This window comes from Caulobacter sp. ALps2, from assembly GCF_058681635.1.
This window is the reverse complement of record NZ_CM178743.1, coordinates 4,961,086-4,982,100: the sequence shown is the minus strand read 5'-3', so window position 1 is coordinate 4,982,100 and position 21,015 is coordinate 4,961,086. Positions and strand designations below refer to the sequence as shown.

At 66.9% G+C, this 21,015-nt stretch carries 25 protein-coding genes and 1 pseudogene; 14 read left to right on the top strand and 12 right to left on the bottom strand.

Annotation, left to right across the window (positions count from 1 at the left end; translation table 11 throughout):
• Window positions 1–2: 2 nt before the first annotated feature.
• The gene (locus ACW173_RS23425; RefSeq protein ID WP_492082518.1) at window positions 3–1,964 is read left to right on the top strand and encodes an acetyl/propionyl/methylcrotonyl-CoA carboxylase subunit alpha; all 1,962 of its coding nucleotides are present in this window, start codon (window positions 3–5) and stop codon (window positions 1,962–1,964) included.
• Window positions 1,965–2,101: 137 nt separating this feature from the next.
• The gene (locus tag ACW173_RS23420; protein ID WP_492082516.1) at window positions 2,102–2,413 is read left to right on the top strand and encodes a hypothetical protein; all 312 of its coding nucleotides are present in this window, start codon (window positions 2,102–2,104) and stop codon (window positions 2,411–2,413) included.
• A gap of 73 nt (window positions 2,414–2,486) precedes the next feature.
• On the opposite strand, the gene ACW173_RS23415 is transcribed toward ACW173_RS23420, so the two are convergent.
• Entirely contained in the window at window positions 2,487–3,236 is a 750-nt protein-coding gene (locus ACW173_RS23415; RefSeq protein ID WP_492082515.1) for a DNA polymerase III subunit epsilon, read from the bottom strand.
• 247 nt (window positions 3,237–3,483) lie between these two features.
• Between ACW173_RS23415 and ACW173_RS23410 the strand changes: the two genes are divergently transcribed.
• Together ACW173_RS23410 and ACW173_RS23405 are read left to right on the top strand one after the other, a co-directional pair.
• Entirely contained in the window at window positions 3,484–3,885 is a 402-nt protein-coding gene (locus ACW173_RS23410) for a DUF1489 family protein (RefSeq protein WP_492082514.1), read from the top strand.
• A gap of 77 nt (window positions 3,886–3,962) precedes the next feature.
• The gene (locus ACW173_RS23405) at window positions 3,963–4,049 is read left to right on the top strand and encodes a hypothetical protein (RefSeq protein ID WP_492086049.1); all 87 of its coding nucleotides are present in this window, start codon (window positions 3,963–3,965) and stop codon (window positions 4,047–4,049) included.
• On the opposite strand, the gene panC is transcribed toward ACW173_RS23405, so the two are convergent.
• Window positions 4,050–4,922 (bottom strand): pantoate--beta-alanine ligase, encoded by an 873-nt coding sequence (gene panC, locus ACW173_RS23400; protein WP_492086048.1) that lies wholly within the window; start codon window positions 4,920–4,922, stop codon window positions 4,050–4,052.
• Window positions 4,923–5,135: 213 nt separating this feature from the next.
• On the opposite strand from panC, the gene mipZ reads away from it, so the two are divergent.
• From mipZ to ACW173_RS23380, 4 genes are all read left to right on the top strand, one after another.
• Window positions 5,136–5,972: a division plane-positioning ATPase MipZ gene (mipZ, locus tag ACW173_RS23395; protein ID WP_492082513.1), complete on the top strand. Its 837-nt coding sequence runs from the start codon at window positions 5,136–5,138 to the stop codon at window positions 5,970–5,972.
• A 72-nt stretch (window positions 5,973–6,044) separates the two neighbouring features.
• Window positions 6,045–6,479, top strand: a complete 435-nt coding sequence (locus ACW173_RS23390) for a J domain-containing protein (RefSeq protein ID WP_492082512.1) — start codon at window positions 6,045–6,047, stop codon at window positions 6,477–6,479.
• A gap of 14 nt (window positions 6,480–6,493) precedes the next feature.
• A complete protein-coding gene (locus ACW173_RS23385; protein ID WP_106907314.1) occupies window positions 6,494–6,553 on the top strand; it encodes a hypothetical protein in 60 nt (19 codons plus the stop codon).
• 76 nt (window positions 6,554–6,629) lie between these two features.
• Entirely contained in the window at window positions 6,630–7,850 is a 1,221-nt protein-coding gene (locus ACW173_RS23380; RefSeq protein WP_492082510.1) for an aminotransferase-like domain-containing protein, read from the top strand.
• 64 nt (window positions 7,851–7,914) lie between these two features.
• Here ACW173_RS23380 and ACW173_RS23375 read toward each other — a convergent pair whose 3' ends face one another.
• Window positions 7,915–9,234, bottom strand: coding sequence for a serine hydrolase (locus ACW173_RS23375; protein WP_492082508.1), 1,320 nt, complete (start codon window positions 9,232–9,234; stop codon window positions 7,915–7,917).
• Between the two features lie 307 nt (window positions 9,235–9,541).
• On the opposite strand from ACW173_RS23375, the gene ACW173_RS23370 reads away from it, so the two are divergent.
• The 4 genes from ACW173_RS23370 (at window position 9,542) to ACW173_RS23355 (ending at window position 12,505) form a co-directional block, all read left to right on the top strand.
• Window positions 9,542–9,976 carry a phasin family protein gene (locus ACW173_RS23370; protein ID WP_492082507.1) on the top strand — a complete coding sequence of 145 codons (435 nt, stop codon included), beginning with the start codon at window positions 9,542–9,544 and terminating at the stop codon, window positions 9,974–9,976.
• Window positions 9,977–10,089: 113 nt separating this feature from the next.
• Window positions 10,090–10,551 (top strand): RidA family protein, encoded by a 462-nt coding sequence (locus ACW173_RS23365; protein WP_492082505.1) that lies wholly within the window; start codon window positions 10,090–10,092, stop codon window positions 10,549–10,551.
• Window positions 10,551–11,324, top strand: a complete 774-nt coding sequence (locus tag ACW173_RS23360; RefSeq protein ID WP_492082504.1) for a glycerophosphodiester phosphodiesterase — start codon at window positions 10,551–10,553, stop codon at window positions 11,322–11,324. The genes ACW173_RS23365 and ACW173_RS23360 overlap by 1 nt, the downstream gene beginning before the upstream one ends.
• A complete protein-coding gene (locus tag ACW173_RS23355) occupies window positions 11,288–12,505 on the top strand; it encodes a GNAT family N-acetyltransferase (RefSeq protein ID WP_492082503.1) in 1,218 nt (405 codons plus the stop codon). The genes ACW173_RS23360 and ACW173_RS23355 overlap by 37 nt, the downstream gene beginning before the upstream one ends.
• Here ACW173_RS23355 and ACW173_RS23350 read toward each other — a convergent pair.
• Both ACW173_RS23350 and ACW173_RS23345 read right to left on the bottom strand, forming a co-directional pair.
• Window positions 12,502–12,990 (bottom strand): pyridoxamine 5'-phosphate oxidase family protein, encoded by a 489-nt coding sequence (locus tag ACW173_RS23350; protein ID WP_492082501.1) that lies wholly within the window; start codon window positions 12,988–12,990, stop codon window positions 12,502–12,504. The genes ACW173_RS23355 and ACW173_RS23350 overlap by 4 nt on opposite strands.
• A 61-nt stretch (window positions 12,991–13,051) precedes the next feature.
• Window positions 13,052–13,648: a DUF4287 domain-containing protein gene (locus tag ACW173_RS23345; protein WP_492082500.1), complete on the bottom strand. Its 597-nt coding sequence runs from the start codon at window positions 13,646–13,648 to the stop codon at window positions 13,052–13,054.
• Window positions 13,649–13,700: 52 nt separating this feature from the next.
• On the opposite strand from ACW173_RS23345, the gene ACW173_RS23340 reads away from it, so the two are divergent.
• Together ACW173_RS23340 and ACW173_RS23335 are read left to right on the top strand one after the other, a co-directional pair.
• Window positions 13,701–14,135 (top strand): HIT family protein, encoded by a 435-nt coding sequence (locus tag ACW173_RS23340; RefSeq protein WP_492082498.1) that lies wholly within the window; start codon window positions 13,701–13,703, stop codon window positions 14,133–14,135.
• A 106-nt stretch (window positions 14,136–14,241) separates the two neighbouring features.
• A complete protein-coding gene (locus tag ACW173_RS23335) occupies window positions 14,242–14,688 on the top strand; it encodes a BLUF domain-containing protein (protein WP_492082497.1) in 447 nt (148 codons plus the stop codon).
• On the opposite strand, the gene ACW173_RS23330 is transcribed toward ACW173_RS23335, so the two are convergent.
• From ACW173_RS23330 to ACW173_RS23300, 7 genes and pseudogenes are all read right to left on the bottom strand, one after another.
• The gene (locus tag ACW173_RS23330) at window positions 14,685–15,062 is read right to left on the bottom strand and encodes a hypothetical protein (RefSeq protein ID WP_492082496.1); all 378 of its coding nucleotides are present in this window, start codon (window positions 15,060–15,062) and stop codon (window positions 14,685–14,687) included. The genes ACW173_RS23335 and ACW173_RS23330 overlap by 4 nt on opposite strands.
• 107 nt (window positions 15,063–15,169) lie before the next feature.
• Complete coding sequence (clpA, locus tag ACW173_RS23325) at window positions 15,170–17,500, bottom strand: ATP-dependent Clp protease ATP-binding subunit ClpA (RefSeq protein WP_492082495.1); 2,331 nt, start codon at window positions 17,498–17,500, stop codon at window positions 15,170–15,172.
• Between the two features lie 12 nt (window positions 17,501–17,512).
• Window positions 17,513–17,842, bottom strand: a complete 330-nt coding sequence (clpS, locus tag ACW173_RS23320; protein WP_013079900.1) for an ATP-dependent Clp protease adapter ClpS — start codon at window positions 17,840–17,842, stop codon at window positions 17,513–17,515.
• Between the two features lie 26 nt (window positions 17,843–17,868).
• Window positions 17,869–18,009 (bottom strand): annotated as a pseudogene (locus ACW173_RS23315) (hypothetical protein); the annotation flags it as partial.
• Window positions 18,010–18,161: 152 nt separating this feature from the next.
• On the bottom strand, window positions 18,162–19,418 hold the full coding sequence (locus ACW173_RS23310; protein WP_492082493.1) for a DNA polymerase IV: 1,257 nt from the start codon (window positions 19,416–19,418) through the stop codon (window positions 18,162–18,164).
• Between the two features lie 10 nt (window positions 19,419–19,428).
• Entirely contained in the window at window positions 19,429–20,319 is an 891-nt protein-coding gene (locus tag ACW173_RS23305) for an ROK family protein (RefSeq protein ID WP_492082492.1), read from the bottom strand.
• Window positions 20,316–20,963: a hypothetical protein gene (locus ACW173_RS23300; RefSeq protein ID WP_492082490.1), complete on the bottom strand. Its 648-nt coding sequence runs from the start codon at window positions 20,961–20,963 to the stop codon at window positions 20,316–20,318. Before ACW173_RS23300 ends, ACW173_RS23305 begins: the two co-directional genes overlap by 4 nt.
• Between the last annotated feature and the right edge of the window lie 52 nt (window positions 20,964–21,015).

Sequence of the window (21,015 nt, the reverse complement as noted above, 5' to 3'; positions counted from 1 at the left end):
CCTTGATCTCCTCCGTCCTGATCGCCAACCGCGGCGAGATCGCCCGACGCATCATCCGCACCGCCCGCGAGCTGGGCGTGCGGACGATCGCCGTCTATTCGGAAGCCGACACGAACGCCCCGTTCGTGTTGGAGGCCGACGCGGCGATCCTGATCGGTCCGGCGCCGGCCAAGGAGAGCTATCTGGATCCCAAGAAGATCCTGGCGGCGGCCAAGCAGATGGGGGCCGAGGCGATCCACCCCGGCTACGGCTTCCTGTCCGAGAACGCCGACTTCGCCCAGAGCGTCACCGACGCGGGCCTGGTCTGGATCGGTCCGCCGCCCTCGGCGATCCGCGCCATGGGCCTTAAGGACGCGGCCAAGAAGGTCATGATCGAGGCCGGCGTGCCGACCACGCCCGGTTATCTGGGCGAGGACCAGTCGGTCGAACGGCTCACGGCCGAAGCTGGCAAGATCGGCTTCCCCGTGCTGATCAAGGCCGTGGCCGGCGGCGGCGGCAAGGGCATGCGCAAGGTCGACCGCGCCGAGGATTTCGAGGCCGCCCTGGGCTCGTGCCGTCGCGAGGCCGCCGCCAGCTTCGGCGACGACCGCGTGCTTTTGGAAAAGTACGTCACTCGCCCACGCCACATCGAGGTGCAGGTGTTCGGCGACCAGCACGGCAATGTCGTCCATCTGTTCGAGCGCGACTGCTCACTGCAGCGCCGCCACCAGAAGGTCATCGAGGAAGCCCCGGCCCCCGGCATGGACGAGGCCACCCGCCAAGCCGTCTGCGCCGCCGCCGTGAAGGCCGCCCAGGCGGTGGGCTATGTCGGGGCCGGCACGGTCGAGTTCATCGCCGACGCTTCGGAAGGCCTGCGCGCCGACCGCATCTGGTTCATGGAGATGAACACCCGTCTGCAGGTCGAGCATCCCGTCACCGAGATGGTCACCGGCCAGGACCTGGTCGAGTGGCAGCTGCTGGTCGCGTCTGGCGAACCGCTGCCGCTGGAGCAGGACGAGATCACGCTGGACGGCTGGGCCATGGAGGCCCGCCTCTATGCCGAGAATCCGGCCACCGGCTTCCTGCCCTCGACCGGCAAGCTGAAGCACTTCCGCCTCCCCGAAGGCGACGTCCGCGTCGACAGCGCGGTGGAGGAGGGCGGCGAGGTCACGCCCTTCTACGATCCGATGATCGCCAAGCTGATCGCCCACGGCGCCGACCGCGAGGACGCCGCCCAGCGCCTCGCCGAAGCCTGCGCCCTGGTCGAGGTCTGGCCGGTCAAGACCAACGCCGCCTTCCTGGCCAAGTGCGCCAGCCATCCCGATTTCGTCGACGGCGCGGTCGACACCGGCTTCATCGAAGCCCGCCTGGGCGAACTGGTCGAGCGCAGCTTCAGCGACGAGCCGGCCATGGCCGCGATCGGCTGGCGGCTGGACAGTTTCCTGGAGGCCGAGGCCCGCCGCGATCCGTGGGAAAGCGCGCCGTCCAAGCTCTTGGGCTTCCGCATGAACGGGAACCGCGCGCCGATGCGCCTGCCGATGTCGGCCGACGGCAAGGCCATGCCGCTGCGGGTCGCCCTGATCGGCGGCGGGACCGACGACTGGTCCTGGGACATCCGCCACGAGAGCGGCGAGACCTTCGACGAGGTCAATCGCCTGCCGACGACCTACGGCAAGGGCCCGATCCAGGTGTTCGAGGGCGGCGACGTCCAGACCTTCGACTTCGAGGCCCAGGTCGGCGGGGCGGGCGAGGGCGCGGCCTCGGACGGCGCGATCCTGTCGCCGATGCCGGGCAAGATCGTCTCGGTCGCCGTGGAAGCCGGCCAGGCCGTCAGCAAGGGTCAGACCCTGCTGACCCTGGAAGCCATGAAGATGGAACACGCTCTGGCCGCGCCGTTCGATGGCGTGGTGGCCGAGCTCTCGGCCGTGGCCGGCGGCCAGGTCAGCGAAGGCGTGGTGCTGGCGCGGCTGGAAGCCCAGTCCTGACCCGCGTCCCGTTAGCCCTACGGCGGCGTTCACCATTTTTGGAAATGATTAACCGCGAACCTTGGCCATTCCTTAGGACCCGCCTGCGATAACCATCCTCACAAGTTCGGTTCGGTTCCAGAAGGAATTAGGTGGGTATGAAACTCTCGATCGCTTTCGCCGCGGGTCTCGCTGGCAGCTTCTTCGTCGCTCAGGCCGCTTCGGCCGCTGGTGGTTTCGAAGACCAGATGGGCCGCTGCCTGCAGCAGTTCGCCAACACCCGTGACGCCGCGCAGGTGATGCTGGAATGCAGCGCCGCCGACGGCAAGCTGTCGGACTGCAAGGTCGTCGACAACAGCGCGGCCGGCAAGGGTTTCGACAAGGCCGCCATGTGCATCGCCGAGAAGCTGCCGATGGGCGCCAAGACCGGTTCGGTGAAGGTTCCCTTCCGCTTCCCGGGCGGCGCGTAAGTCTCTTAGACTTAGCGTCTACGCTCAAATCGCCCCCGCTGGTTCGCCAGCGGGGGCTTTTTGCGTTCTGGGCCTAGAGCAGGGTGCGCTGGGCCGGTTCGGGCGGGGGCGGATCCAGCGTCTCGCCGCGGCGGCGCAGCTCGGTCTCGGCGCTGAAACGCAAGGCCGCATCGCGGTCCTTGGCAAAGGCTCGCAAGGTCTCGGCGTCCAGGCGCTGCCACGGCTTGCCGCGATCCGGGCCCGTGGGAACGCGCGGAAGCAGGCCCGGCTCGCGGCTCCAGACCAGCAGCTGTTCCAGTGAAGCCTCGTTCAGCATGTCGCGCAGGTGATGGGCCGTGACATAGGCGTCGGGCAGGGCGCGATGGGCGGGTAAGCCTAATGCGTGGACCAAGCCCTCGGGCATGCGCTGGTAGCGCAGCATCTGGTTCGAGAAGCTGATCAGGTGCGGCCACAGTCGCAGGGCGCATTTCCACGTGCAGATCCAGGGCGTGTCGCCCGTGAACCTGGGGGTGCAATAGCGCTGCTCGAAGGCCGCGCGATGGGCGGCCAGGGCCTGGGCGCCGCCGTCGGGTCGCAGGACGCTCGCGGCGATCTCCCGCCAGAACGGCGCGCCGGCGACCTCGGCGTCGAGGATATGGTGCACGGCCATGGTTTCCGGTGGGATCGGATGGCCCGGATTGACCAGAAGCGCGCCGCGTTCCTCGTCGAGACGCCAACGGCCATCGGGAGCCTGGACGACGTCCTGCCAGCCGATCTCGCAGACGGCGGTGGGGGCGGAGCCAGCGGTCTCGAGGTCGATGACACGGAGGCGGGGTAGGGACATTCAAGGATAATGGCGCGTTGGGGTCTTCGATCCAACCGGGTCCCCAAACGAGAACCGCCGCTGCGGACGGCCCCCCACAAGGCATCCGTAACGGCGGTGTCGGGCTTTCGCCCCCCGCGCCCCCACAGAACGCGATTGGCTAAGGGATAACGCTGTCATGCGGGTCGTCGATCGCTTTCCCCCAACAAGCGAGCATGCGGCGAGAGCGCCTGTTGTCTTGCTGGACCCACACGCTATCTAGCGATCCATGGCGCTTCACATCATCAAGCTGGTCGTCGGTTGCGACACCGTCGAGGATCTCCTGGCCTGGCACAAGGAGAGCGACCGTCCGTGGATCATGCACACCCGCATGACGCCCAAGCGGATCGACGAGGTGCTGGACGGCGGCTCGCTTTACCGGGTGTTCAAGGGCCAGATCCTCTGTCGCCAGACGATACTGGCCATCGATACCGTGGGCGAGGGCGCCGCCTCGCGTTGCGAGGTGACGGTGGATCCGACGATCGTTCGGGTGGCGCCGCAGCCGCGCCGGGCCTTCCAGGGTTGGCGCTATCTCAAGCCCGAGGACGCGCCGCAGGATCTGACCGAACGCGAAGCCGCCGATCTGCCGCCTGATCTCGCGCGGCAGCTGCGCGAATTGGGCGCCTGGTAGAACTTTCTGGCGAGCCGTTATCGTTTCGGCAACCGTGGCGGGTGTCATCTTGTCGCAGGGATTGCGGAGGGATGATGATGAAGGCCGGTTTCGCCGCCTTGGGCGTTGGGATGCTGTTCGTGGGCCTGATCGCAGGCTTGTTGCTCGCCTTACGACCGATCTAATCAGCCGACAGCCATGTTGTCGATCAGCCGCGTCTTGCCCAGCCACGCGGCGACCAGGATCCGGCCGCTAATACGTGCATTTGGGGCGTCGCCGATCGGACCCGGACCCAGGCGCGACAGGTCGCTGGCTTCGCGCACTTCGACATAGTCGACCTGACCAAAGCCGGCCGCCTTCAGGGCGGCTGTCGCCCTTTGCTCGGCCTCGTCGATGCGGCCGCCGGCGGCGACCTCGGCCGCGGCGGCCTTCATCGCCGTGGGCAGGGCCACCGCCGCGGCGCGCTCTTCCGCCGACAGGTAGGCGTTGCGCGAGGAGAGGGCCAGGCCGTCCTCGGCCCGCGCGGTCGGGGCGCCGATGATCGCGATGGGAATGTCCAGGTCCCGGGACATGCGCTTGACCACTTGCAACTGCTGGTAGTCCTTCTCGCCGAACACCGCGACGTCGGCTTGGCTCTGGATCAACAGCTTGGCCACCACGGTCGCCACGCCGCCAAAGAATTGCGGCCGCGCCGCGCCTTCCAGGGGCTCGGAAACGCCCGAGACCGTGATCGCCGTGGCGAAGCCGGGGGCGTACATTTCCGCGCCGTTGGGAGCAAACAACAGGTCGCAGCCAACCGAGGCCAGCTTCTCGACATCGGCCGCCTCACCGCGCGGATAGGCGTCGAAATCTTCGTGCGGGGCGAACTGCTTGGGATTGACGAAGATGGTGGCGATCACCCGGTCGGCTTGTTGCCGGGCCAGGCGGATCAGCGACAGGTGACCTTCGTGCAGGGCGCCCATGGTCGGGACCAGGGCCACGCGCTGGCCGGCGGTCTTCCAGGCGCGCACGTGCTCGCGCATCTCGGCGACGGTGCGGACGATCGTCGGGCTGCTCATGCCAACTTCACCAGACATTGGGGGCTCCACGCGGACAGGCCCGGCTTATGACCTCGCGGCCCTGAGAGGTCCACTATCCCTTGCGGGAACCCTCGTTTGGGGTGCGACAATTATGCCTGTGGATTGAACCGGTTGACCCGATAGGGCGCTGGTAACATCGTGTTAACCTTCAGTCCAAGGTCGCGCGAGTCGCGACGCATCGAGGATCGAGCCATGGCCGAAACGCGCGTCATCGTCGTCGGCAACGAAAAAGGTGGTGCGGGCAAGTCCACTATCGCCGTCCACCTTGTCACCGCGCTGCTGTACGGCGGCGCCAAGGTCGCCGTCCTCGACCTTGATCTTCGTCAACGCACCTCGGGCCGGTTCTTCGAGAACCGTGTCGCCTGGACGGCCAGCAAGAAGCTGGACCTGCCCATGCCGCTGTCGCTGGCCCTCAGCGACAACGACATCGCCCTGGCCGAGAAGTCGGAAGACGAGCAGGTCGCCGGTTTCGAGGCCGCTTTCGCCAAGGCGGCGGAGGAATGCGACTTCATCCTGATCGACACCCCCGGCGGCGACAGCGCCATCACGCGCCTGGCCCACGGCCGCGCGGACCTGGTCGTCACGCCGATGAACGACAGCTTCGTCGACTTCGACATGCTGGGCACCGTCGACCCGGTGACCCTGGAGCTGACCAAACCCAGCCTCTATTCGCTGACCGTCTGGGAAGGCCGCAAGCAGCGCGCCCTGTCGGGCCAGCGCCAGGCCATGGACTGGGTGGTGCTGCGCAACCGCCTGGCCACGACCGAAGCCCGTAACCGCAAGCGCCTGGAGGACCGTCTCACGGCCCTGGCCAAGCGCGTCGGCTTCCGCATCGGCCCCGGCCTGCGCGACCGCGTGATCTATCGCGAGCTGTTCCCCTTCGGCCTGACCATCGCCGACCTGTCGCCGCAGGTGCGCCCGGTGCCGGTGTCGCTACAGCATCTGGCGGCCCGTCAGGAACTGCGCGCCCTGATGCACAGCCTGGGCCTGTCGGCCTATTCGGGCGAGACGCTTCTGGCGGCGCAGTAGGCGCTCGACTAGAGATACAAGTGAGCGGGCGGTCGGGGTAACCTGCCGCCCGTTTTCGTATTCGGAGTTCCGATGCTGTACCTGCTGCTGGGCGCGGCCATCCTCGTCTTTCTGCTCTGGCCGAAGGGGCGCGCTTTCCTGAACGGCGACGGCTGGCGAGTGGGCGCGGGCGCGGCCTCGATCGCCGCCTTCGCCGCGGCGGCCTACGCCACGATCCGCGGCTCGTGGGGCACGGGGATCGTCCTGGGCGTCATCGGCCTGTGGAGCGTCACGGAGGCCCGTCGCCGGCCCGTGATCCGCCGCGAGATGGTCCAGCCTCAGAAACCCGAACTCAGCCTGTCGGAAGCGCGCGCCATCCTGGGCGTGGGCGCCGAGGCCAGCCTCGCCGAGGTCAAGGCGGCCTATACCCGCCTGATTCAGATGGCCCATCCCGACAAGGGCGGCACCGAAGGTCTGGCCGCCCAGCTGAATGCCGCGCGGGATCGTTTGATCAAGCGCCGCAGCTGAGCTAGGAGTGACGCATGATCAATCGCGAACGCTTCTGGCGCCGCCGCTCGTCCGGCCCGACCTGCTCTGTATGACGCTCTGACCTTGTTCAGAGCGAGCCGCCGCATGCGGCTCTGATACGTCATTTCAGTTCGGACTTCTGATCACCCCATGACCACCCAAACTATCGATTGGGCCGAGCGCTTCAGCGAGCGCATGGCCCGTGTCCGCGCGAGCGAGATCCGCGAACTCCTCAAGCTGCTGGACCAGCCCGACATCCTGTCGTTCGCCGGCGGCATTCCCGATCCCGGCCTGTTCCCGGCAGAGCGGATCCAGGCTGGCTACGACGCCATCCTGGCCGATCCGGCCCTGTCGCGTCAGGCGCTGCAATACTCTGTCAGCGAGGGCTACCTGCCGCTGCGCCAGTGGATCGCCGAGCGCATGACCCGCGATGGCATGCCCTGTACGCCCGACAACATCATGCTGACCGCCGGCTCGCAGCAGGCCCTGGACCTGATCGGCAAGCTGTTCATCAGCCCCGGCGACACGGTCGTCGTGGCTCGCCCGACCTATCTGGGCGCGCTGCAGGCCTTCAACGGCTATGAACCCGCCTATCGCGATCTGCCGGACGGCGCGCTGCGGGACCCGGAGAGCGCCGACCTGCCGGCCGGCGCGCTGGGCTACTTCGTGCCCGACTTCGCGAACCCGACCGGCGTGAGCCTAACCCTGGAAGAGCGCCAAGGCGTGCTGGCCCTGGCCGACGCCCTGGACATGACCCTGGTCGAGGACGCCGCCTATCGCGAGCTGCGCTTCATCGGTGAGCCGACCCCGACCCTGCTGGCCCTCGACATCGCCCGCTCGGGCGACATCGACCACGCCCGCACCCTGTTCCTGGGCACCCTGTCCAAGACCCTGTCGCCGGCCCTGCGCATCGGCTGGGTCTGCGGTCCCAAGCCGGTGATCGAGAAGCTCGTCCTGCTCAAGCAGGGCGCGGACCTGCATGTCTCGACGATCAATCAGATGGTCGCCCACCGCGCCGTGTCGGAAGGCTACGACCAGCACCTGCACCGCCTGCGCGGCGCTTATGGCGCCAAGGGGCGCGTCATGCTGGCGGCCCTGGAGCGGACCATGCCGGAAGGGGTGACCTGGTCGCGTCCCGAGGGCGGCATGTTCGTCTGGATCGACCTGCCGGAAGGCGTCGACGGCGCGGCGCTTCTGGCCCGGGCCATCGCAGAGGAGCGCGTGGCCTTCGTGCCCGGCGCGCCGTTCTATGCCGAGGTCCAGAAGGCCAACGCCATCCGCCTCAGCTACTCCCTGCCGACCGACGCCCAGATCGAAGAGGGCGTCGCGCGGATCGCCAGGCTGATCCGCAAGGTCATCGCCGAGGCCTAGAAAAGCAAAACCCCGGAAGGCCAGGCCTTCCGGGGTTTTATTGTATCTGGACCGTCCGAGCGCCTTACGGCTGCAGCACCATGCAGGGCATGCGCCTGGCCTTCAGGGCCGAGCACGCGCTGCGGGCGGCGTCCGAGGTCATGCCCTGGAACTGGGCGCGGAACGTACCGCCAGCGCCTTCGACGGCCCCTTCGGCGTCCGACACCATCTTGGCGAAGCGGCCGCGCACCAGCTTCAGCTGGTCGTTGGCCAGCGACTTGGACTTGAACGCGCCGACCTGCACGCCCCATTCGCCCTTCGGCTTCTTGGTCGCCTTGGAGGCAGGGGCCTTCTTGGTGGCTTCCTGGGCGCCGCGCAGGGTGGGGGAGACCTTCACCGGCGTCGGGTGCGGGTTCTCGGTCAGCACGATCCGCAGGCCGGCCTGGTCGCCATCGCCCTGTTCGGTCGAGGGACGCTCGATCGGGCCCGACGGTTCTTCTTCGAAGATGTTGGCGGCGATGCTGGTGCGCTCGCCGCGCGACCGGCGCTTCATCACGTCGAAGCCGGTCAGCAGCAGGTCTTCCATGTTGTTGTCGCGCCAGGCGGTCGAGGGGCCGCCCAGGACCACGGCGATCAGGCGGCGACCGTCGCGCACGGCCGAGCCGGCGAGGTTGAAGCCCGAAGCGTTGGTGTAGCCGGTCTTCAGGCCATCGAACCCTTCCATGCTGTCCAGCAGGCGGTTGTGGCCCTTGATGTAGTTGCCCCGGAAGTAGAAGCCCTTCACGGCGAAGTAGCTGTAGTACTGCGGGAAGTCGCGCATGGTGGCGCGAGACAGGACGGCCAGGTCGCGCGCGGTCGAGATCTGACGGCTGTCGGGCAGGCCCGAGGCGTTCACAAACCGGGTATTACGCATGCCCAGCTCCTGGCCGCGCAGGGTCATCAGGGCCGAAAAGCGCGACTCACTGCCGGCGAGTCGCTCGGCCATGGCCACCGCGACGTCGTTGGCCGACTTGACGGTCATGGCCTTGATCGCCTCGTCGACGCTCATGCTGTCGCCGGGGGAGAGGCCGATCTTGGTCGGCGCCTGGGCGGCCGCGCGGGGCGACATGGTGACCCGATCCGTCAGCTTCAGGCGGCCTTCGCTTAGCGCCTCGAAGGTCAGGTACAGGGTCATCACCTTGGTGACCGAGGCGGGGTAGCGGGGGCTGTCGGCCCTTTTGTCGTAAAGGACTTCGCCCGAATTGGCGTCGATCACGATCGCCGCGTATTTGGGCTCCTGAGCGTTCAGCTGCAGATAGGGTATGGCCGCCTGAGCGATGCTGGGCGCGGCGACGCCGAACAGGCACGACAAGGCCAGGCCGGCAGCGGCGAACAGGGAACGGGCGGAGGTAAGCTTGGCGAACATCGAGCAGCGTCCGTCATTTGAACTGGGAAGCGGTTCCGCACCGCTACACGCGTGACCAGTAACATGAAGGAAGCGGCCTTTCGCTAAAGTAAACAACTGGTGAGCGATCTTGCCGCAGGCGCGAATAAATCAGGCGCGTGCTTCCCATGCTGCAGCTTTGGGGTGCTGACCCTACGTAATGGTGCGCTGCACAAATTTGTTGACTGCTGCACTGCAACATGAGAGAACCACGGTGTTCCAACCGCAGATGGGCGAGTTGCAGCTCGCTATCCGCCCCGCCCGACTTCTTCCTCCCCAGGAGACTCCCATGGCCGCCGCCGAAACCGTCAAGAACACCGTCGAGCAATACACCGCCGCTTCGAACCAAGCGTTCAAGGATGGTGTCGAGAAGTCGCTGGCCGCCCTGGCCGAAGCCAACACCCACTCGAAGAAGAACCTGGAAGCCGTCGTCGCCTCGGTGACGGCCGCCACCAAGGGCGCTGAAGCCCTGGGCGCCCAGACCTTCGCCTACGGCAAGAAGGCCGCCGAAGACCAGGTCGCCGCCGCCAAGTCGCTGGCCGCCGCCAAGAGCGTCCAGGAAGCCGTCGAGCTGCAGACCGCCTGGGCCAAGTCGGCCCTGGAAGCCTACATCGCCCAGGTCAGCAAGGCCTCGGAGATCGTCTCGGCCTCGATCAAGGACTCGGTGAAGCCGCTGAACGAGCGCGTCACCGCCGCCGTCGAGAAGTTCCAAGCCGCTCGCTAAGAGCAGCCTTCGACGCAAGATCGAAAAGCCCGGGCCTCACGGTCCGGGCTTTTTTCTTTTGTGGTTGATCGGGCCGCGTTAAGCATGCCGCACCAGTTCAAGGGAGCGCGTGCATGTCGAAGGTCGAGGAACGTCTGAAGGCGATCGGAATCGAGTTGCCCCAGCCGGTGGCGCCGGTGGCCAACTACGTGCCCTTCGTCCGTTCCGGCAATCTCGTGACCATTTCCGGCCAGATCTCGATCGCGCCCGACGGCGGCGTCAAGGGGACGGTCGGCGTCGACGTCGACCTGGAGACCGCACAGAAGGCGGCGCGCCTGTGCGGGATCAACCTGCTGGCCCAGATGAAGGCCGCCTGCGACGGCGACCTGGACCGCGTGGTCCGCGTCGTGAAGCTGGGCGGTTTCGTCCAGGCCGGCCCCGACTTCATCGACATCCCCAAGGTCATCAACGGCTGCTCGGACCTGATGGTCGAGGCGTTGGGCGACGCCGGCCGTCACGCCCGCTCGGCGGTGGGCGTCTACAAGCTGCCCCTCGGCTTCGCGGTCGAGGTCGACGCGGTGGTGGAGATCGCCTGATGCGCTCGCGCGAACGCCCCTCGACCGACGTCTTCGGCGAGGCGTGGGAGCGCCTGTTCGATCCGCCGGTCGCCCATCGCGGCCTCTGGACCCCCGATGGCGCGCCGGAGAACTCCCTGGCCGCCTTCCAGGCTGCGTGCTCGCATGGTTATGGCGTTGAGCTGGACGTCCAGCTGACCGCCGACGGCGAGGCCGTGGTCTTCCATGACGAGCGGCTCGAGCGGATGACCGGCCAGGAAGGCCGCCTGCGCGACCATACCGTCGCCGAGCTCGGGGCCATGGCCCTGAAGGGCACGGACGAGACCATCCCCACCTTGGCCGATACGCTGACCATGATCGGTCACCGCGCCATGGTCTTCATCGAGCTGAAGACGCCCTTCGGCGATGTCGGGCCGCTGGAGAAACGAGTCACCGAGGTGCTGGTCGACCACAACGGCCCGACCGCCGTGATCGGCTTCAACCCCTATTCGCACGCCTGGTTCGCCGACCATCACCCGCAGATCCTGCGCGGCCTGGACAGCTACGGCTGGAACGACGACAGCGCCCGCAAACTCGCCCCTGAAATGCGCAAGTCGCTGGCGGCCCTGGAGCAGGTCGAGATCGCCCGGCCCGATTTCCTGGCCCTGGGCCTGGACATGTTGCCCAGCCCGCGCGCCGACCTATATCGCTCGAAGGGCATGCCCGTGATCGCCTGGACGGTCCGGTCGCCCGACCAGTGGGAAGGCGTGCGCGACCATTGCGACAACCTGATCTTCGAGGGCTTCACGGCGTGAGTTCTGTCCAGTCGGCGGTTCGCGTCCATCGCGACATCGCCGAGATCGGCAAGGACGCGTGGGACGCCTGCGCCGCCCATACCGGCGACCCCTTTGTCAGCTACGACTTCCTATCGATCCTGGAAGAAAGCGGCTGCGTCGGCCCGCGAACGGGCTGGGCGCCGCAACACCTGTCGGTCCTGGACGACAACGACGTCGTGGCCGGCGTCATGCCGCTGTATCTCAAGTCTCACAGCCAGGGCGAATACGTCTTCGACCATGCCTGGGCCGACGCCTATGAGCGGGCCGGCGGGCGGTATTATCCCAAGCTCCAGTGCTCCTCGCCGTTCTCGCCGGTGACCGGCTCGCGGCTGATCGTGCGGCCGGACGTCGACCCCGATGACGGCCGCAACGCCCTGCTGGGCGGGGCCCTGACCCTGTGCGACCGCATGGGCGCCTCGTCGCTGCACGTGACCTTTCCGGTCGAGGACGAGTGGGCCTGGATGGGCGAGCGCGGCATGCTGCTGCGCCAGGATCAGCAGTTCCACTGGGAGAACCGAGGCTACGCGACCTTCGACGACTTCCTGGCGGCCCTGTCGGCCAACCGTCGCAAGACCATCCGCCGCGAGCGCCGCGACGCTCAGGACGGACTCGAGATCGTCGCCCTGACCGGCGACGAGCTGAACGAAGAGCACTGGGACGCGTTCTTCGGCTTCTACCTGGACACTGGCTCGCGCAAGTGGGGCCGGCCCTATCTGAACCGCCGCTTCTTCTCACTGCTGCAGGCGCGGATGGCCGACAAGGTGCTGCTGATTCTGGCGCGCCGGCCGGGCGGTCCCTGGATCGCCGGGGCATTGAACCTGCTAGGCCGCGACTGCCTGTACGGTCGCCATTGGGGCTGCACGGAGGATGTGCCGTTCCTGCACTTCGAGCTCTGCTACTACCAGGCCATCGAGCACGCGATCCGGCTGGGCCTGCCGCGCGTCGAGGCCGGCGCGCAGGGCCAGCACAAGATCGCCCGTGGCTACCTGCCTAGCGCGGTCTACTCCGCCCACTGGATCGCCGACCCGGCCTTGCGGGAGCCGGTGGCCCGCTATCTCGAACGCGAGCGCGAGGCGGTGGACGCCGACATCGAGATGCTGACGGAAGAGTATTCGCCCTTCCGCCACGCACCGGATACGCCTCGCGGCGAGCGCGACTAGTTCAGCCGCACCTCGCCGACCTTGTCCTTGTATTCCTTCTTCGGGTCGGCCCCGAGCATCATCTTCACGCCGGCGAACAGGCTGTTCTCGTTCAGCCAGATCTGGGCGTCGGCCGGCTCGAAGCGCAGCAGGCGCAGCTTGGGATCGTCCTTGCCCTCGAACCAGGCGGCGATGAAGGGGTTCCAGAGGCGATCGATCGTCTCGTAGTCGGTGTCGATCCGCAGGCGGCCGTCGACGGCCGCGAACAGATGGTGGCCCTTGTCCTGGAAGTGGATGAAGGCGTCGCGACCCTGGCTGTCCAGCGAGTGGACGAGATCGGTCTCCGACGAGGTGAAGATCCAGATCGGCCCGGAATGGTCACCCTCGATCAGGGCGGTCATCGGCTGGGCGCGGCCGCCGTCGACATCGGGCAGGCCCAGCATCACGGTGCGGTCGGACTTCAGGGCCTTCCAGAACTTGGCGGCCAGATCGGCTTCCTTGGACATGTGGATCTCCTTGTTTCGCGGAGACCAACGGGGAGCGGGAAGGGGCGTTCCTAGGGCGAAGCTATGACCGCTCCCAGGCCGCCTTGAGCAGCGCCCTGACCTCGTCGTCGACCTCGGCGGGCGAGGCCAGCGGCAACTTGGCCTTCAGGCGCTCGGACCACGCCTCGTTCTTGGGCACCAGAAGGCGGGAAGAGGCGTCGGGCGTCACGGCCAGGCCCAGCATCGCCTTGCCGCCCTTGACCGGCTTCAGGGCCGCGAACTGCGCCTTGTTGGACCAGGCGGTCACCGCCTTGCGCTGGCCGGTCACCAGCCCCGGAAAATCGGCGACGGCCGCCTCCACCGTCTCCAGGATCGCCGTCGCGGCCGGGTCGGTCCACAACGCCGCGCGTAAGCCGTCGGCGTCGTCCCAGCCCATTTCCGACGGGAAGGCTACGCCGAAGATCGTGGCGGCGCGGTTCTGGCCGATGCCGTAGGTCGCTTTCAACCAGTCGGCGCGGGCCTTGGGCTTGGTCTCCTGGCACTCGACGCGGACGATCTCGACCCATTGCTCCAGCGTCTTGCCGGTCTCGCGATCCAGGTTGGCGCGCACCGAGGCGAACCACTTCCGCTGCTGCTCGGTCAGGCCCTGAGGCGTAGAGTCGTGGGGCTTGTTATCCATGGTTGCGCGCGTCCCCCCGTTTGCTACGACCGTCCTCCAGAAGGAGACGACCATGAGCCTCGACGGACGCTACGACGCCGACAACATCTTCGCCAAGATCATCCGCGGCGAGATCCCAAGCGTGAAGGTGTTCGAGGACGAAAAGGTCCTGGCCTTCATGGACGTCTTCCCGCAGTCGCGCGGCCACGCCTTGGTGATCTCCAAGGTCAGCCAGGCCCGCAACCTGCTGGAGGTCGAGCCCGAGGCGCTAGCCGAACTGATCGCCGCGACCCAGAAGCTGACCCGCGCGGTGGTCGCCGCCCTGAAGCCCGATGGCGTGGTCGTCACCCAGTTCAACGGCGCGCCGGCTGGCCAGACGATCTTCCACCTGCATTTCCACGTCATTCCCCGCTACGAGGGCGCGGCCCTGGGCCGTCACGGCGAGGGCGGCATGGCCGATGTCGAGGAGTTGAAGGCCTTGGCGGCGACGATCTCGGCGGCGCTTTAGCGGCGCGGAGTCGAACCCGTATCGGGAACGGTCTTCGTCCGCGCTCGGCGCTCTTTAACGTTTGGCGCGTTAGCGGTACCGGCGATCGCGCCGACCTGGAAACGCCATGCCTGAATTCGAAGAGGGCCGCAAAGGCCTTCGTCGCCTGATCTATGCCAGCCGCTTCACCGGCGAAGGGGACTTCGGCGAGGTGATGCGGACGATCGTGGCCGCGTCCATCCAGAACAATCGCCTCGTGGACGTCACCGGCTTTCTGCTGGCGGGGGAGGGGCTGTTCCTGCAATGGCTGGAAGGCCCCGCGACCGCCGTCGAGGAGACCTTCACGCGGATCGCCCGGGATAAGCGCCACGCCGACGTGCTGGCTCTCGCCGATGGCCCGGCCGAGCGCCGTAAATTCCGCGACTGGAACATGGGCCAGCACCGCATGGGCGTCGCGGATCAGACCTTGCTGTCGGAAGTCGGTCTGGAAGTCTTCAATCCCGCAGGCCTGGACGCCGACCGCGCCGAACGTTTGCTGCAGCGCGCCGGCGAACGGCACCTGCGGGGCGGCTAGGGGGTCAGCTTGATCAGCGCGGTGGAGATGGTCATCAGCACGGCCACGCCGCTCAGGATCGCCCAGCCCTGAAGGCGGATCTTCTCGCTGAGATCGGCGCGGAGACGGCTTTCCATAAGGGCCATGTCGGCCCGCACCAGGGCGATCTCGCTTTTGAGCTCAGCCTTGGTCGCGCAGAGTTCGACCTTGGAGGACAAGTCACCGAGGTCGGATGATAGTGCGCCGAGGTCGGTTCTGGTGGCCAAGCCGCTGATGTCAGGAAGCATAGTCGTTTGCTGCACCAGTTCGACAATCGCTTCGGCCATGGGCTGATCCATCCCGGCTTCTCGAAGCCGTTTGGAGGCGCTGAGCGTGTCGAAGCCAATCGCGGTCATGAACACACGCTAATCGTTTGTTCTCGTTATGTCCGCAATTTTCACGCGACCGAAACGAAAAGGGCCCGGATCGCTCCGGGCCCTTCGCTTAAGTCTGGCGCTAAGCCCTAGCCAGCCATTTCCGGTTCGGCTTCGTCGGTCTTGCTGGCCTTCGGATCCGGCGTGCCTTCGATCTCGAAGGCGATCTTGCCGTTTTCCAGCACCACGGTGACGTGGCCGCCGCGCACCAGGCGTCCGAACAGGATGTCGTCGGCCAGGGGCTTCTTGATGTGCTCCTGGATGACGCGACCCAGAGGGCGGGCGCCGTAGAGTTCGTCGAAGCCGTTCTTGGCCAGCCAGTCGGCCGCGTCGTCGGTCAGCGAGATTGTCACGTTCCGGTCGGCCAGCTGGGCCTCCATCTGCATGACGAACTTCTGCACGACCTGGCGGATGATGTCGGCCGTCAGCGGCTTGAAGGCCACCACCGCGTCGAGACGGTTGCGGAATTCCGGCGTGAACAGGCGCTTGAGGGCGGCCTCTTCCTCGCCGACCACCTTGTCGCGGCCGAAACCGATCGACTGGCGCTGGGCGTCCGACGCGCCGGCATTGGTGGTCATGATCAGGATAACGTTCCTGAAGTCGACCTTCTTGCCGTTGCTGTCGGTCAGCACGCCGTGATCCATGACCTGCAGCAGGATGTTGTAGACGTCCTGGTGGGCCTTTTCGATCTCGTCGAGCAGCACGACCGCGTGCGGGTGCTGGTCGACGGCGTCGGTCAGCTGGCCGCCTTGGTCATAGCCGACATAGCCGGGAGGGGCGCCGATCAGGCGGCTCACGGTATGGCGCTCCATGTACTCCGACATGTCGAAGCGGATCATCTCGATGCCGAGCGTCTGGGCCAGCTGCTTGGCGGCCTCGGTCTTGCCGACGCCGGTCGGGCCGCTGAACAGGAACGAGCCGATCGGCTTGTCCGCGTCGCGAAGGCCGGCCCGAGCCAGCTTCATGGCCGAGGACAGTTGCAGCAGGGCCTCGTCCTGACCGAACACGGCGCGCTTCAGGTCCGCTTCCAGTTCCTTCAGGGCCTCGGTGTCCGACTTGGAGACGGACTTCGGCGGGATGCGGGCGATCTTGGCCACGACGGCCTCGATCTCCTTGACGCCCAGGACCTTCTTGCGACGGCTTTCCGGCAGCAGCATCTGGCCAGCGCCGGCTTCGTCGATCACGTCGATCGCCTTGTCCGGCAGCTTGCGGTCGGTGATGTACTTGGCCGACAGCTCCACCGCGACCTTCAGGGCCTCGGCGGTGTACTTCAGCTTGTGGAAGTCCTCGTAGTAGGTCTTCAGGCCCTTGAGGATCTTGATGGTGTCTTCCACCGTCGGTTCGTTCACGTCGATCTTCTGGAAGCGACGGACCAAGGCCCGATCCTTCTCGAAGTGCTGACGGAACTCCTTGTAGGTGGTCGAACCCATGCAGCGCAGCGAGCCGGAGGCGAGCGCGGGCTTCAGCAGATTGCTGGCGTCCATCGCCCCGCCGCTGGTCGCGCCGGCGCCGATCACGGTGTGGATCTCGTCGATGAACAGCACCGCGTTCGGATGGTTCTCGAGTTCCTTGACCACCTGCTTGACGCGTTCCTCGAAGTCGCCGCGATAGCGGGTGCCGGCCAGCAGCGCGCCCATGTCGAGCGAGTAGATGGTGGCGCCTTCCAGGACCTCGGGGACCTGGTGCGTGACGATCTTGCGGGCCAGGCCCTCGGCGATGGCGGTCTTGCCGACGCCGGGATCACCCACGAGCAGCGGGTTGTTCTTGGTGCGACGGCACAGGATCTGGATCGCGCGTTCCACTTCGTTCGCGCGGCCGATCAGCGGGTCGACCTTGCCCTGGCGGGCCTTTTCGTTGAGGTCGACGCAGTAGGCTTCGAGAGCCTCGCCGCCCGTCTTGGTGTTGGGCTTCTCGCCGTCTTCCTCGGCGGCGTTCGAGCCGGCGCTGGCGCCCTTGACGCTCTTGGCTTCCGAGGCTCCGGCCTTTTTGGCGATGCCGTGGGCGATGAAGTTGACCGCGTCGTACCGCGTCATGTCCTGCTCTTGCAGGAAGTAGGCGGCATGGCTCTCGCGTTCGGAGAAGATGGCGACCAGCACGTTCGCGCCGGTCACTTCTTCACGGCCGGACGACTGGACGTGGATCACCGCGCGCTGGATCACGCGCTGGAAGCCGGCGGTCGGCTTGGCGTCCTCGTCGTCGTCCACGACCAGCGAGGACAGCTCGACATCGAGATAGTTCGAGAGGCTCTTCTTCAGCGCGGCGAGATCCACGTCGCACGCCCGCATAACGCCGGCGGCGTCCTCGTCATCGGTGAGGGAAAGCAGAAGATGCTCCAGCGTGGCGTACTCGTGCTTACGCTGGTTGGCGTACGCGACGGCGCGATGCAGGGACTCTTCCAGGGGGCGCGAAAAAGAGGGCAACGGGGAGGCTCCTCAGTCCTTTTCCATGGTGCACTGTAGAGGGTGCTGATGGCGTCGCGCCGAGTCTATGACTTGGGCGACCTTGGTTTCTGCGACTTCGTATGTGTAGACACCGCAGACGCCGACGCCGTTCTGGTGGACGTGCAGCATGATGCGAGTAGCGTCTTCACGCGACTTGTTGAAGAACCGTTCGAGAACGTAGACCACGAACTCCATGGGAGTGTAGTCGTCGTTGAGAATCAGAACTCGATAAAGCGAGGGCTTCTGTGTCTTCGGCTTCACTTCCGTGACGACCGACGACCCAGCGCCGTTGCTTTGTCCGCCTTGCTTCCGCTCGGCCATCGACTTGTTCTCTCCTGGCGAGCAAATCACCCGCCTGCCTGAATTAGATATGGAAACGCGGCGGCATTGGAAGAGCCTGACACGCGCCTGCGCCGCTTTAGCACAGGGACGCCCAGGAATTCGGCTTCACATTTGGGAGAGCGAAGACCGCCAACGAACGGTTCCAGAGCATGGCAGCCGAAAGTGTGAGCGGTTTCGGCGCCCGCCATGCTCTGATTTTAGAGGATGAACAGATCGATCGCGATCGATCTGTTCGGGGGGAGAGGTCCAAATGGTTAGCGACGATGCGTCGCGCAAGAGGGGGAGCGTCGCGACTCGCCTAACGGCCTTTTAGAGCTCGCCCGCTGACGACGGCGGCGGCCCCGAACTTGCCGCGCAGGGCGTCGATGGTGGTCTCGTTCTTCAGGGTGCGGCGCTCGTCGTCGGCGAACATGTCGGAGCCGGCGGTCTCGGCGTCGACAAACTCGGTCAGGCCCGCGCCGATCAGGCGGTAGGAATGGCCCGGTTTCTCCGCCGCCAGCAGTTCGCGCGCCACCTGGAACAGGGTCCGAGCCGTCTGGGTCGGCACCGCCAGGGTCCGCCGGCGGGTATGGATCTTGAAGTCGGGGGTGCGCAGCTTCAGCGTCGCCACCCGACCGGCGACGCCCTCCTTGCGCGCCTGCTTGGCGACCTTCTCGCACAGCGGCCAGAGTTCGTCCTCCAGTGCCTCGCGCTTGTGCAGGTCGTCGTTGAAGGTGGTTTCGGCGCTGATTGTCTTGCGTGATTGATCCGGATCGACCATGCGGCTGTCTTGACCATGGGCCAGGCGATGCAGGCGCAGGCCGCCCGAGCCCAGGCGATTAGCCAGCAGTTTCAGGTCCGCCGCGGCGATGTCGCCCACCGTCTTCAATCCGATCTCGGCCAGGGACGCGACGGTGGCCGGGCCCACGCCGGGCAGGATGCCGACCGGCTTGTCGGCCAGGAAGCCCTGGGCCTCGGCCGCGCCGATGGCCGAGAAGCCGCGCGGCTTGTCCAATTCGGACGCGATCTTGGCCAGGAACTTGTTGGGGGCCAGGCCGATCGAGACGGTCAGGCCGATGTCGCGCTCGATCTCGGCCTGCAGCCGCGCCAGCATCTGGGCGGGCGTCGCGCCATGCAGGCGCTCGGTGCCGGTCAGGTCGATCCAGGCCTCGTCCAAGGACAGCGGCTGGATCAGCGGCGTCAGCTTGTCCAGCTTCTCGTGGATGCGCCGGCTCTCTTCCTTGTACTTGGCGAAGTTCGGCTTAATGACCACGGCGTCGGGGCACAGCTTCAGCGCCTTGAACATCGGCATGGCCGAGCGCGGGCCGCTCATGCGGGCGATGTAACAGGCGGTGGTCACCACCCCGCGCTTGCCGCCGCCGACGATCACCGGCTTGTCGCGCAAGGACGGATCATCCCGCTTCTCGACCGAGGCGTAGAAGGCGTCGCAGTCCAGGTGGGCGATCGAGAGGGTCCCCAGCTCCTCGTGGAAGAGGGTGCGTGGCGAGTGGCAGGACGGGCAGCGCGGGGCCTTCGCCTCGCCCGTCCACCCGCAGTCGCGGCACAGGGACTTCATGGAGTGGTCCTTAAGCCTCCGGCGGCCACAACCACACGGCGCCGCGCACGCCGGAGCTGTCGCCGTGGACGGCCTTCTTCACCGGCGTCTCGAACACATCGGAAAAGACGTGCGGGGCGATGGCGGCGGGCAGGCGGTCATAGAGGGCGTCGACATTCGACATGCCGCCGCCCAGAACGATGACGTCCGGGTCGATGACGTCGCAGATCGCGGCCAGGCCTCGGGCCAGGCGATCGACATAGCGGTCCAGGGCCTGGGCGGCCGAGGCGTCGCCGGATTGGATGGCGTCCATGGTCGCCTGGCCCGTGGGGAAGCCCGCGTCGCGCGAGAACGCCGGGCCGGCGACCCACGTCTCCATGCAGCCCTTGCGGCCGCACCAGCAGGCGGGGCCGGGATATTCCTCCGGCTTGGGCCAGGGGAGGGGCATGTGCCCCCATTCGCCGCCGAAGCCGTTGTGGCCCTCGATGATCCGGCCATCGACCACGACCCCGCCGCCGCAGCCGGTGCCGATGATGACCGCGAAGACCACGCGCTGGCCCGCGCCCGCGCCGTCTGCGGCTTCCGAGAGGGCCAGGCAGTTGGCGTCGTTGGCCAGGCGCACCGGCCGGGCCAGTCGCTGAGTAAGGTCCTCGCCGAAGGGCTGGCCGTTCAGATAGGTGCTGTTAGCGTTGCGGATCAGGCCCGAACGCGGCGAGATCGAGCCGGGGATGCCCATGCCCAGCCGGGCGCAGGTCACGCCGGCCATGGCCTCGGCGTCCTTGACCAGCTCGGCCACGGCGTCCAGCGCGTCTTGGTAGTTCCCCGGATTTGGCTTGCGGACGCGGGCGACGAACTGGCCCTTCGCGTCCAGGGCGGCGGCCTCGATCTTGGTGCCGCCGAAATCGATGCCGAAGCGGATCATTTGAACAGACGCTCCTCGATCGCCGCCTTCAGGGCGGGCCATTCGTCTATGCGCGCGTGACGATCGGGGGCGGAAGGGGCGAAGGGGCGCAGGCGCTCGTCGCTGACCATCTGGAACCGGCCGACACGCGGGGCTTTCTCCGCCACCGATTCGAGCTGCGGCAAAAGGTCGTCGATGAAGACGGCGGGGCCTGAGGTACGACCGGAGAGTTCGGCGGCCGGCGGTCCCTTGGGACCGCTGTTGATGATCAGGGAATAATCGAAGCCGTGGGTTTTCAACCACTTGATCCGCGCCAGCCGACCGTGCTCGGGCGCATTGGTCAGAATGACGACCTCCGCGCGCGTCGACAGGTCGGCCAGGGCGTCGGCCGCGCCGATCGCCGGCGGCAGGTCGTCGGCCCCGTCGCGGAAGAAATCGTCGAACAGGGCCTTGCCCGCGATCAGATCGAGGTGTTCCGTCTCTCCAGGCCGATACAGGTTCTGGAACAGGGCGAAACGGTCGACCCGCAGCTCGAAGCCAAAGCGCTCCACAAAGGCGCCGAAGCCGCGCATGAACTGGGCCAGCACCTCGTCGACATCGACGATGACCAGCGGCGCGGCGGGGGAAATGGCGCAGGCCTGGAGGTCGGAGTAACGCTGTTCCATGATCTCGGATCGTTGGGTCTTAACGCGATTAGCGCGGGCTTAAGGATATTCG